An 11,232-nucleotide genomic window follows, 5' to 3' on the forward strand; every position below is an offset into this window, starting at 1 on the left:
CGGGCGGCGGCCGCCCGCATCGCCGCGGGTGCCCGGCCGTCTCCTGAGCCCGGGCCGCTCCCGAAGCCCGCGCCGCTTACGGGGCCCGGGCTCAGGCCGGAATGTGGTTGCGCAGGCGGAGCCGCTCGGGGAACGGCGCGAAGTACGTCTGCTCCTCGACGTAGGCGGCGGCCTCGCCGCGCGCGTCGTGGCGGAGCAGGGCCACCGGCACGCTGAGCGGCACCAGCCCGGCCGCGTAGGAGGCGATGACCTCGGCCAGGTCCGCGCGGCGGACCCGGTCCAGTGCCCGGCCCAGCATGCCCGCGCAGTGCTGGAGCACGTTCACGTGCCGGCCGGGGCTCGCCTTCCTGGCCAGGGCCGTGCGGAAGACCCGGGAGTACTCGGCGGCCAGCTCCCCGCGGCCGAGCGTGCCCGCGCGGGCCACGACCCGGCCGGCCTCGCGGTAGAGGTCGGGGTCGTGGGCGAGGATCTGCATTTTGTGGCGGGCGTGGAAGGCGACCAGGTCGCGCGGGCGCCAGTCGCCCGCCAGCAGCGCCCGGAGGCGGGCGGTGGCGAAGACCCGCTCGACGAAGGTCTCGCGGATCAGCGGGTCGTGCAGCCGCCCCTCGTCCTCCACCGCCAGCAGCGGGTGGGCGTCCATGATCGGGGCCGCGAACACGCCCCGGCTCCTGCGGCCCGCGGGGGCGCTGCCGGAGTGGACCGGGACGCCGTGGACGCCGCAGCTGGGACTCCTGGCCTTGAAGACGTAGCCGTCGACGTCGTCGAGGGTGCGGGCCCGTTCGGCGGCCAGGGCGGCCATCGGCCCGGTGAGGTCCCGGCCGGTCTTCCGCGTCACCAGGTGCGGCCCCTCGGGGGCGTTCTCCAGCCGCAGGGTCTCGCGCGGGGCGCCGAGGCCGAGCGCGATCTCCGGGCAGAACGGCACCCAGTCGACGTAGGGGTCCAGCTCCCCGGCGAGGAACCTGTCGCGGCTGTGGCCGCCGTTGAAGCGGACCTTCTCGCCGAGCAGGCAGCTGGAGACCGCGATCCGGGGACGGACCCCGGCCGGGCCGGCTCCCCGCTCCGGGAGGGCGACCGGACTCTCGGCGGTCCGGCCGGTGGTGGTCGTCGGGTCCGTGGCCGTCATGACGGCCTCCTCTCCGAGATAACCTATTCAAAACTCATTCATATGCGCTCGGGCGGCGTGATCGCAAGTCACCCGGCGTGCGGGCGGGCCGGTCGGCGACGGGGCGGCGCAGGGCGGCCGATATCCGGGCGAGGGCGTCACGGAAGGACGTGACGTGCTGGACGGCCGGCGGCAGCCCTCCGCGCCAGCCCGGGCCGCCCGCCATGATCCGGGCAGGGGGGCGGAGCGCGGGCAGCCCGGCGAGCGGCGCGGGGTCGCCGGTCTCGGCCAGCTGGGACCAGACGAACACCACCGCCGGGCCGAGGCGGCGCATCGCGTCCGCCAGCGCCGGGTACGGCGTGCGCGCGCCCAGCATGCGCGTCTCGATCCGGTGGTCCAGGGTCAGCGCGGCGGCCAGGGCGTGCAGCGGCAGGCTGTGCTGCTCGTCCTGCGCGCAGGCCAGCAGCACCGGCCGTTCGTTGACCGGCGCCGGCGGCCGGCGGGCGAGCGGGGCCAGCGCCGCGGCCAGCCGGTCGGAGAACAGGTGCTCGGCGTCGACGGCCGCCCCCGTCTCCAGTTGGCGCCGGGAGATCCTCGCGAAGACCGGCAGCACCAGCCGCTCCCAGGTCCACAGGACGCCGTGCCCGGCCAGGGCCGCGCCGAGCCAGGCGGAGACGGCCTCGCCGTCCAGGGCGATCGCGGCCCGGGCCAGCATCGCCGGTGTCGGGACCTGCTCCGGGACCGCGCCCGCCTCGCGGAGCGCCTGCTCCGGGGTCTCGTGCGGGGCGGCCTCCGAGACTGCGTTCCCCGCGGTCTCCGGCCCGGCGCCCTCCCGTGCGGGCTCCGCCGCGGGGAGCGCGCCCAGCACGTGCCGGGCGGCGTCCGCGGCCGGGACCCCGGACCGGATCAGCCGGTTCATCTCCTCCAGGCGCCGCAGGTCCGCGGAGTCGTAGCGCCGGTGCCCGCCGGGGCTGCGGCGGCTGGGGCCCACGCCGTACCGGAGGTTCCAGGTGCGCAGGGTGGGCGCGGGCACGCCCAGCCGCCGCGAGACGGCCCCGATGCCGTAGTCCGGCCCGTCCGGCCCGTTCCGCGCACCCGCCCGCTGCTCGTCCATCTCCCCACCCCTTCCGCCCCAGCTTGCCAGGTGGCGTGCGCGCCCGTTCCCCGGGCGCCTGTGCGCCCGGAGCCCCGGACGGGGTGCGGATCCCGTGGAACGGTCCGGTGCGAGAAGGGGCTCCCGGCGGCCGGAGAGCGGGGACGGAACGATGTTCAGGATGTCCGCCGCGGAGTGGATCAGTCGGCTACGATCTACCGAAACGCCGTTCTACGGTGAGCGGGACAGCGGGGCGAGGTGGCGTGATGAGCGATCGGAACCCTTACGGCATCGACGTGAGCACGGCCAACGTCGCCCGGATCTACGACTTCATGCTCGGCGGCAAGGACAACTTCGCCGCCGACCGGGCGGCCGCCGAGCAGATCCTCAAGGCGTTCCCCGAGTCGCGTGAGGGCGTCCGGCTCAACCGGCGCTTCCTCGGCAACGTGGTCCAGCACCTCGCGGCGGAGGAGGGCGTCCGGCAGTTCGTCGACATCGGGGCCGGCCTGCCCACCCAGAAGAACGTGCACGAGGTCGCGCACGCGGTCACCCCCGAGGCGCGCACGGTCTACGTCGACAACGACCCGGTGGTCTGCGTGCACGGCAGGGCGCTGCTCGCCAACACCCCCACGACCGCGATGGTCGAGGGCGACCTGCGCGCCCCCGGCGAGCTCTGGGACAAGGCGGTGGCGACCGGCCTGGTCAAGCCGGACGAGCCGGTCGGCGTGTTCATGGTGGCGACCCTGCACTTCCTCGACGACCCCTACGCCGAGGTCGCCGCCCTGCGGGAGTCGATGGCCCCCGGCAGCTTCCTGACGATCACCCACCTGTCGATGACCGAGCGCCGGGCCAAGGACACCGACACGATGAAGGACGTCTACTCCCGGGCGAGCTCGGGGGTGACCCCGCGGACCGTCGAGGAGATCATCCGCTTCTTCGGCGACTTCGAACTCCTGGACAGCGCGCGGTTCATCGATCCCGGCGTGCTGGAGCGCATGGCGATCCTCGGCTGGGGCGGGGTCGGCCGCAAGCGCTGAGACGCGCGACCGCCGCCGGGACCGGGCCCGCCCTCCGGGCGGCCGCCCGCCGTACGGCCGGCGGCCGGTGGGCCGGCCGGCCTACGGCGGTGCGTCAGTGGTCGTGCCCGTGGTCGTGCTCGTCGTCGTCCTCGTCCGACGGCCCCTCGGAGGGCTCGACGCTCAGCACGGCCTCGCGGGGCTCGATCTGCTCGATGTGCTCGATCAGCCCCAGGACGTGGTCCGGCTCGATCAGCCACTGCAGCGCCGTGGCGCCGCTGTCGTCGGCGGAGACCATCTCCGCCTGCTCCCTGCGCTCGTCGTCGTCCAGGTCGGTCTCGGGGTCGTTGATCTCCTTCAGCGCCGCCGCCTGGAGCGCGCCGTTGTCCAGCACCTCCACCGTCAGCTCGACCGTCAGACGCAGATAGCGCTCAGTGCCCGATTCATCACTCATGATGAAGAATCCTAGTGCCCCCGAGGTGCCTGATCAGTCTAGGGGAGCTTCCAGTCGACCGGGGTCGTGCCCTGCTGCTCCAGCAACTGGTTGGCGCGGCTGAACGGCCGGGAGCCGAAGAAGCCGCTGCGGGCCGAGAGCGGGCTCGGGTGGGCCGACTCGATGCGGGGCACGTCGCCGAGGAGCGGGGCGAGCGAGCGGGCGTCACGGCCCCACAGGATCGCCACCAGCGGCTTGCCGCGGGCGGCGAGCGCCCGGATGGCCTGGTCGGTGACCTCCTCCCAGCCCTTGCCCCGGTGCGAGGCGGGCTTGCCCGGCATGACGGTGAGCACCCTGTTGAGCAGGAGCACGCCGTGCTCGGCCCACGGGGTCAGGTCGCCGTTGCCCGGCATCGGCAGGCCGAGGTCCTCGGTGAGCTCCTTGAAGATGTTGCGCAGACTGCCCGGGATCGGGCGCACGTCGGCCGCCACCGAGAAGCTCAGACCGATCGGGTGGCCCGGCGTCGGGTAGGGGTCCTGGCCCACGATCAGCACCTTGACCTGGTCGAAGGGCTGTTTGAACGCGCGCAGCACGTTCTCCCCGGCGGGGAGGTAGCCCCGGCCCTCGGCGATCTCCTTCCGGAGGAAGTCGCCCATCTGGGCGATCCTGTCTGCGACGGGCTCCAGGGCCTCGGCCCACCCGGGTTCCACCAGCTCGTTCAAGGGACGTGCAGCCATCATTCTCCTAGGGAGGGAAGTGCCGGGCGCGCCCGGCGGGAACGTCTCTTCCCCGTCACGGGTCCCCCGCCCCCGGACGGCCGGGGCCCGGCCGCCGTCCGCCTCGGCCGAGGCGGACGGGGAGGCCGCTCCCCGGCGGAGCGGAGGATTCATGGTCGGCACCCTATCGAGATCAACCGACATCGCGGGCGGCATCGCGCACCGGCCCGCGGCGTCCCCCGGGGAGCCGGGGAGTGGCACCGCGGGCCGCGGAGCGCCTCCGGGAGGCCGTCGAGGTCCGGTGCGGCCCGCGCCGTGCGGGCCGCACCGGACCTGCCCCCCTGTATTCAGTCGGTCCTCACTTCACGGAGCCCGCCAGCATGCCCTGGACGAAGTACCGCTGGAAGGCGAAGAACAGGATCAACGGGATGATCAGCGACAGGAAGGCTCCCGGCGCCAGGATGTCGACGTTGGTTCCGAACTGCCGCATCTGGGACTGGAGGGCCTTGGTCATCGGCTGGTTCTCGGTGTTGGCGAAGACCAGCGCGACGAGCAGGTCGTTCCAGACCCAGAGGAACTGGAAGATGCCGAGCGAGGCGATGGCCGGCTTGGCCAGCGGGAACACCACGGTCGCGAAGATCTTCCACTCGCCCGCGCCGTCGATCCGCGCCGCCTCCAGCAGCGAGCCCGGGATGCCCACGAAGAAGTTGCGGAGCAGGAAGATGGCGAAGGGCAGGCCGAAGGCCACGTGGAAGAGCACCACGCCGGGGATGGAGCCGAAGACGCCGAGCGCGCCGTACAGCCTGGCGATCGGGATGAGCGCGATCTGGATCGGCACCACCAGCAGGCCGACGACCACCAGGAACAGGGCGTCCCGGCCGGGGAAGTCCATCCAGGCGAACGCGTAGGCCGCCATGGCCGCGATGCCGATCACCAGGAGCGTCGCGGGCACGGTGATGAGCACGGTGTTCCAGAACGACGCGGTGAACCCGGAGGCCAGCAGGTCGGCGTAGTTCTTCAGGGTGAACTCGGCCGGCTTGGTGAACGCCGTCCACCAGCCGCTGGAGTTGTTGGCGGTCTCCTGCCGGAGCGAGACCACGAACAGGCCCAGGGTGGGGACCAGCCAGAACACGCCGATCAGCACCAGCACCGCCTGGAGCACCCCGCCGCCGACCCGGTCGGCGAGGCGGCCGAGGACGCCGCGGGGCGGCGCGCCGATAGCGGAGGACGTCGTCACTGGTTGTCCCTCCTGAACCGCCGGATGTTGAGGATCATGAAGGGCAGGACGAGGACCAGCAGGAAGATGGCCAGCGCGCTGCCCAGGCCCTGGTCGCCGCCGCCGCCGAAGGAGACGCGCCACATCTCCAGCGCGATCACGTTCGCCTGCGGCTGGACCGACCCGGGGGCGATGACGAAGACCAGGTCGAAGACCTTCAGCGTATTGATGATCATCGTGACGAACACGACGAGCAGCACCGGGGAGAGCAGCGGGACGGTGATCCGGCGGAACACCTGCCACTCACCGGCGCCGTCGATGCGGGCCGCCTCCAGCGCGTCCCGCGGGATGGCCGAGAGCCCGGCGGAGATCATCACCATGGCGAAGCCGGCCCACACCCAGACGAACGCGCCGATGATCGCGGGGGTGATCAGCGTCGGGCCGAGCCATGTCAGGCCGTTGAAGGGCGCCTCGAAGTTCGACTGCGGGAGCCGTACGACGTAGTCGCCCGGGGCGAGCCCGGTCAGCCGGAAGGCCCCGTCGTCCCCGGTGACGGCCGTCGCCCTGACCTGGCCGTCCCGCACCGCCTCGACGGTCATCCCGGCCAGGCCCTTCTCGGTGCCGTCCACCTGGTTGACCTGCCCCCCGCCGCCCTGGGTGAAGTCCACCCACACGGTCCCGGCGATCTCGCCGGGGCCCGGCGGGGCGGCCGGGCGGGCCGTCGCGGCGTCGGCGAGGTCGCCGGGTTTCACGCCGACCAGCGGGACGAGCACGGCCTGGCCCGGCTGGACGGGCCGCCGGGTGGCCACCGCGCCCTGGTCGGCGGTGACCGGCGACTGCTCGTTCTCCCTCGGCCGGGCGTCCGGGTAGCCGCCGGAGGCGCCGAAGACGTCGCCGACCGAGGTGAGGACGGCGTTGGCCACCCCGCGGTCCGGGTCCTGCTCGTAGACCAGGCGGAAGATGACGCCGGAGGCCATCAGGGAGACCGCCATCGGCATGAACACCACCAGCTTGAACGCGGTGGCCCAGCGGATCCGCTCGGTCAGCACCGCGAAGATCAGGCCGAGCACGGTGACCGTCGCGGGGGCGAAGACCACCCAGATCAGGTTGTTCCTGATGGTGGTCAGGGTGGCGGGGTCGGAGAAGATCGCGGCGTAGTTCCCGGCGCCGACGAAGCCGTCGCCGCTCGCGTCGTAGAGGCTCCGGAACAGGGAGTAGACGATCGGGTAGATGACCAGCGCGCCGAGCAGGACCACGGCCGGCAGCAGGAACGCGGTGGCGAGCACCGGCGAGGGGCCCAGCCGGCGCCGGGGGCCCGCCGCCGTGCCCTTCTCCGTGCCCTTCTCCGTGCCCGCGCCGGCTCCGGCGGCGTGCGCGTCCGGCGCCGCCGGACCGGCGGTGGCGATCTGCGGCCTGGCCGTCTCCGGACGGGATGCGGGGGGTTCGTGCGGTCCGGGGGAGGACCCGGCGGCGTCGCCGCCGCGCGGGCCCTCAGGGCCGCCCAACCGGTCGGTCACGGCCTGCCCCCTTCTACTTCCAGGCCTTGGCGGCCTCGGCTTCGAGCTTCTCCTGGATGCCCTTGACGTCCGAGGGGTCGCGCACGAAGTCCTGCAGGAGCTTCCACTCGCCCTTGCCGTCGGTGCCGCCGAAGGCGCTGGGCGCGAGGTCGGACATGTCGTAGCGGACGGACTCGCCGGCGGCGATGATCGTCTGCGCGAGCTGCCTGGTCAGCTCACTCGGGTAGTTCTCCGGGGAGACGTTGCGGTTGGGGGACAGGTAGCCGGGGAGCTTGGCCCAGACCTCGCCGCCCTCCTTGGAGGCGAGGTACTCCAGCAGCGCCATGGCGCCCTTCGAGTCCTTCATCGCCACCGCGATGTCGCCGCCCAGTACGACCGGGGCGGTCTCGCCGGCCTTCGGGAACGGGAAGTACTTGGCCTCCTCGCCGAGCTTGGCGCCCGACTCCTCGGCCGTGGTGCCGACGAAGTCGGCCTCGACGACCATCGCCGCCTTGTCCTGGCCGTACACCTGGGTCACGCAGGTCGGGAAGTCGGTCTGCAGCGCGCCGGAGGAGCCGCCGAGCAGGAGGTCCTGCTTGCCGACGATCTGCGCCATCTTCTCCAGCGCGGTGGTCACGCTGGGGTCGGTCCACGGGATCTCGTGCCTGGAGAGCTTGTCGTAGTTCTCCGGGCCCGCCGAGGACAGGTAGACGTTCTCGAACAGGTCGGTGAGGGTCCAGCCGGAGGCGCCGCAGAGCGCGAACGGCGCGGTGCCGGAGTCGGCGACCGTCTGGGCGGTCTTCACCAGTTCGTCCCAGGTGGCCGGGGGCTGCACCCCGGCGTCGGAGAAGGCCTGGTCGCGGTACCAGACGAGCGACTTGTGGGCCGCCTTCACCAGCACGCCGTACACCTCGCCGCCGGCGGAGCCGAGCTCCTTCCAGTACGGGGTGTAGTTCTCGTCGATCTGCTTGATCACCTCGGGGGTGAGCGGCTTGAGGGCCTTGTCGTCGGCGTACTGCTGGACCAGGCCGGGCTGCGGCAGGATCGCGACGTCGGGCGGGCTGCCGGCCTGGATGCGCGGGCCGAGGTAGGCGCCGGTGTCCTCGCCGGTGGAGGCGTAGGTGACCTTGGCGCCGGTCTTGGCCTGGAAGGCGTCCAGGACCTTCTGGAAGTTGGCCTGCTCGGCCCCGGTCCACTTGGCGGCGACCTCGATGGTCACCCCCTCCAGGGGCCTGGCCCCGGTCGGCGAGGCGGCCCCGGTCGCCCCGCCGGTGGGCTGGGTGGTGGTGGACTCGCCGCCGCACGCGGCGAGGGCGAGTGCGAGGCCCGCGGTCGCCGCGACGGCCATGGCTTTGCGCATGTCGGAAAGACCTCCTGTGCTTTCTCAAACCCCCGAGGTTCGGATGGAAGCGAGATGGGATGACGGCTCCGGCGGGGGGGTCGCCCCCGGGTCACGGAGCCCGGATGATCTCGTCGAGCTGTCCTTTCAGGGAGGCGATGACGTCGTCGCTCGACTCCTCGAAGGGCGGGGTGAGTGCGCCTGAGACCGTGCTGGCGATCACCAGGCTCACCTGGTCGTAGTCGGCTCTCGCCGGCCGGGGCCGGGCGGAGAGGATGCTCTGTTTGAGGACCGGTAGGTACGGGAAGCGCTCGACCAGGCCGGGGTCGTCGTACAGCTCGGTCCACACGGGCGGGAACGAGCCGTCGGTGAGCACCCGCCGCTGGTTCTCCAGGCCGGTGAAGTAGCGGATGAACTCCACCGCCGACTTCTGGTGCCGGGAGAAGGCGCTGATCGCGAGGTTGAGCCCGCCGAGCGAACCGGCGCCCGGGCCGTGCAGCCCCGGAAGCCGGGTGACCCCGAACCTCCCCGCGATCCCGGACTGGGTGGCCGGGCCGTAGGCGTGCGGCCAGTTGCGGGCGAAGGCCAGCCGGCCCTCCTGGAAGGCCAGCCGCGACTCCTCCTCCTTGAAGGAGAGCGACTCCTGCGGGATCCACCCCTCCCGGAAACCGCCCAGCAGGAAATCCAGCCCGGCCTCGGCCCGGTCGGGGTCCATGGTGACCCGGGTGCCGTCCGTGCTGAGGATCTGCCCGCCGCCCGCCGACTGCACGGCCTCGGCGAAGTTGACGGTCAGGCCCTCGTAGGCGAGGAACTGCCCGGCGTAGCCGCCGATGCCGTGCTCGGCGTGCAGGGCCCTGGCCTGCTCGCGCAGCTGCGCCCAGGTCGTGGGCGGCTCGAAGCCCGCCGCGTCGAGCAGGTCCTTGCGGTAGTAGAGCAGCCCGGCGTTGCTGGTGTACGGCACCGCCCAGAGCTTGCCCCGGTAGACGGCCGTGTCCACCACCGGGGGCAGGAAGCGGTCGAGCGGGAACATGCTCCGCTCCAGCGGCACGATCCAGCCGGCCTCGGCGAACTCCGCCGTCCAGACCACGTCCAGGCCGAGCACGTCGTAGCGGTCGCTGCCGGCCTGGAGGTTGGCCACCATCTGGGCGCGCTGCTCGTCGGTGGCCTCCGGCAGCTCCAGCAGGGTGACCCGCTCGGCGGGGTGGGCCTGGTTCCACCGGTCGAGCAGCGGTCGCAGGTAGCCGGTGGTGTCCCGCCCGATCGCCAGGGTGATCGGGCCGCTCCCGTCCCGGGAGCCGGACCCCTCCGTCCCGCCGTCCCCCGCCGCGCACCCCGCCAGCATCAGCGCGGCGAGGGCGAGCGGGAGCAGGCGCGGCACCTGTGACCTCCACATTTCCGGGCGGTTACATACATGTTAGGTAGATGCATTCATGTTATGCACAGCGTTAATGTGGGCGTCAACGGATGAGCCCGTAACGCTCGCATAACGCGGGCACGGTGAGGAGGTGGGCGTGCGCCCGTTCCTGCTGGCGCTCCTCGCGAAGGAACCTGCCCACGGATACGAGCTCAAACAGGCCCTCGAGCAGACCTTCGGCAGTGCCTACCCCTCGCCCAACATCGGGCAGATCTACGTCACCCTCGGCCGGCTGGAGAAGGACGGCCTGGTGCGCGCGGTGGACGTGGAGCAGTCCAACCGGCCGAACAAGAAGGTCTACTACCTCACGGCCGCCGGCCGGGAGAGCCTCGACTCCTGGGTGGACGAGCCGACCGAGGGGCCGCGGGTCCGCGACGAGTTCTTCATGAAGCTCGTGCTGGCCCCGATGACGGGCATCGCCGACCGGACGGCGCTGATCAACCGCCAGCGCCGCCACTACCTGGGGCTCATGCGCGACCTCAACGACCTCGCCGAGCGGACCGACCCGGGCAACCGCGTCGCGCTCCTGCTGATCGAGGGGGCCATGCTGCACCTGCAGGCCGACCTCGAATGGCTCGACCGCTGCCAGGAGGAGCTGGGATGAACCGGTACGTGCGCGACCCGCGGGCAGGAACGGGCACCGGGGCGGTGACCGGATGAGCGCGCCCCCGGTGGTCTGCACCGTCAACCTCGTCAAGATCTACCAGGACGGGGGCGTGCCGGTGCCCGCCGTACGGGGGGTGGACCTGCGGGTGGAGCCGGGGGAGTTCGTGGCGATCATGGGTCCCTCGGGCTCCGGGAAGTCCACGCTGGTGCACCTGCTCGGCGGCCTGGACACCCGCACCAGCGGCGAGATCTGGCTGGACGGCAAGCGCGCCGACACCCTGGGCGAGAGCGCCTGGGCGCTGCTGCGCCGCCAGAAGATCGGCTTCGTCTTCCAGTTCTTCAACCTGGTCGCCAACATGACGGTCGCCGACAACGTCGAGCTCCCCGCGCTGCTCGCCGGGGCCTCCTCGCGCCAGGCGCGCGAGCGCCGCGAATACCTCCTGGACGCGCTCGGCCTCACCGACCGCGCCGCGGCGGCCCCCGCCCAGCTCGCGGGCGGCGAGCAGCAGCGGGTGGCGCTGGCCCGCGCCCTGGCCAACCGGCCCCGGCTGCTGCTGGCCGACGAGCCGACCGGCAACCTGGACAGCCGCAACACCCGGGACGTGCTGAGGCTGCTGGGCGAGGTGCACCGCGAAGGGCAGACGATCGTGCTGGTCACCCACGACGCCCGGGTGGCCAGCCTCGCCGACCGGGTGGTCACCCTCCTCGACGGGCAGATCGTCGACGACGGCGCCGTCGCCGCGCCCCGCCGCCGCCCCCGGGGCGGGGTGGGCGGCGTGGTGGAACTGCGGGGGTAGCCGG

The 11,232-nt window shown here is 72.8% G+C and carries 11 protein-coding genes; 3 read left to right on the forward strand and 8 right to left on the reverse strand.

Annotation, left to right across the window (positions count from 1 at the left end; all coding sequences use genetic code 11):
• Nucleotides 1–91: 91 nt before the first annotated feature.
• Both ABD823_RS25730 and ABD823_RS25735 read right to left on the reverse strand, forming a co-directional pair.
• The gene (locus ABD823_RS25730) at nt 92–1,123 is read right to left on the reverse strand and encodes a YbgA family protein (protein ID WP_344863878.1); all 1,032 of its coding nucleotides are present in this window, start codon (nt 1,121–1,123) and stop codon (nt 92–94) included.
• 34 nt (nt 1,124–1,157) lie between these two features.
• Nucleotides 1,158–2,216 (reverse strand): MerR family transcriptional regulator, encoded by a 1,059-nt coding sequence (locus ABD823_RS25735; protein ID WP_344863880.1) that lies wholly within the window; start codon nt 2,214–2,216, stop codon nt 1,158–1,160.
• A gap of 245 nt (nt 2,217–2,461) precedes the next feature.
• Here ABD823_RS25735 and ABD823_RS25740 point away from each other — a divergent pair, with 245 nt between their 5' ends.
• Complete coding sequence (locus ABD823_RS25740) at nt 2,462–3,232, forward strand: SAM-dependent methyltransferase (protein WP_344863882.1); 771 nt, start codon at nt 2,462–2,464, stop codon at nt 3,230–3,232.
• 94 nt (nt 3,233–3,326) lie between these two features.
• Here ABD823_RS25740 and ABD823_RS25745 read toward each other — a convergent pair whose 3' ends face one another.
• The 6 genes from ABD823_RS25745 to ABD823_RS25770 form a co-directional block, all read right to left on the reverse strand.
• Complete coding sequence (locus tag ABD823_RS25745) at nt 3,327–3,665, reverse strand: hypothetical protein (protein WP_344863884.1); 339 nt, start codon at nt 3,663–3,665, stop codon at nt 3,327–3,329.
• A 38-nt stretch (nt 3,666–3,703) separates the two neighbouring features.
• Complete coding sequence (locus tag ABD823_RS25750) at nt 3,704–4,381, reverse strand: uracil-DNA glycosylase (RefSeq protein WP_344863886.1); 678 nt, start codon at nt 4,379–4,381, stop codon at nt 3,704–3,706.
• A gap of 337 nt (nt 4,382–4,718) precedes the next feature.
• On the reverse strand, nt 4,719–5,597 hold the full coding sequence (locus tag ABD823_RS25755; RefSeq protein WP_344863888.1) for a carbohydrate ABC transporter permease: 879 nt from the start codon (nt 5,595–5,597) through the stop codon (nt 4,719–4,721).
• A complete protein-coding gene (locus ABD823_RS25760; protein ID WP_344863890.1) occupies nt 5,594–7,093 on the reverse strand; it encodes an ABC transporter permease in 1,500 nt (499 codons plus the stop codon). Before ABD823_RS25760 ends, ABD823_RS25755 begins: the two co-directional genes overlap by 4 nt.
• 13 nt (nt 7,094–7,106) lie before the next feature.
• The gene (locus ABD823_RS25765; RefSeq protein WP_344863892.1) at nt 7,107–8,432 is read right to left on the reverse strand and encodes an ABC transporter substrate-binding protein; all 1,326 of its coding nucleotides are present in this window, start codon (nt 8,430–8,432) and stop codon (nt 7,107–7,109) included.
• Between the two features lie 91 nt (nt 8,433–8,523).
• Nucleotides 8,524–9,789 (reverse strand): ABC transporter substrate-binding protein, encoded by a 1,266-nt coding sequence (locus ABD823_RS25770; protein ID WP_344863894.1) that lies wholly within the window; start codon nt 9,787–9,789, stop codon nt 8,524–8,526.
• 133 nt (nt 9,790–9,922) lie between these two features.
• On the opposite strand from ABD823_RS25770, the gene ABD823_RS25775 reads away from it, so the two are divergent.
• Together ABD823_RS25775 and ABD823_RS25780 are read left to right on the forward strand one after the other, a co-directional pair.
• Nucleotides 9,923–10,429 (forward strand): PadR family transcriptional regulator, encoded by a 507-nt coding sequence (locus ABD823_RS25775; RefSeq protein ID WP_344863896.1) that lies wholly within the window; start codon nt 9,923–9,925, stop codon nt 10,427–10,429.
• Between the two features lie 52 nt (nt 10,430–10,481).
• On the forward strand, nt 10,482–11,228 hold the full coding sequence (locus ABD823_RS25780; protein WP_344863898.1) for an ABC transporter ATP-binding protein: 747 nt from the start codon (nt 10,482–10,484) through the stop codon (nt 11,226–11,228).
• Nucleotides 11,229–11,232 lie beyond the last annotated feature (4 nt).

The organism is Planomonospora alba (assembly GCF_039534085.1).
Taxonomy (GTDB): Bacteria; Actinomycetota; Actinomycetes; order Streptosporangiales; family Streptosporangiaceae; genus Planomonospora_B; species Planomonospora_B alba.

Bases quoted from the DNA above. Each gene is read 5' to 3' on its own strand.
- ABD823_RS25730 (WP_344863878.1), bottom strand. From the start codon at position 1,123: ATGACGGCCACGGACCCGACGACCACCACCGGCCGGACCGCCGAGAGT.
- ABD823_RS25735 (WP_344863880.1), bottom strand. From the start codon at position 2,216: ATGGACGAGCAGCGGGCGGGTGCGCGGAACGGGCCGGACGGGCCGGAC.
- ABD823_RS25740 (WP_344863882.1), top strand. From the start codon at position 2,462: ATGAGCGATCGGAACCCTTACGGCATCGACGTGAGCACGGCCAACGTC.
- ABD823_RS25745 (WP_344863884.1), bottom strand. From the start codon at position 3,665: ATGAGTGATGAATCGGGCACTGAGCGCTATCTGCGTCTGACGGTCGAG.
- ABD823_RS25750 (WP_344863886.1), bottom strand. From the start codon at position 4,381: ATGGCTGCACGTCCCTTGAACGAGCTGGTGGAACCCGGGTGGGCCGAG.
- ABD823_RS25765 (WP_344863892.1), bottom strand. From the start codon at position 8,432: ATGCGCAAAGCCATGGCCGTCGCGGCGACCGCGGGCCTCGCACTCGCC.
- ABD823_RS25780 (WP_344863898.1), top strand. From the start codon at position 10,482: ATGAGCGCGCCCCCGGTGGTCTGCACCGTCAACCTCGTCAAGATCTAC.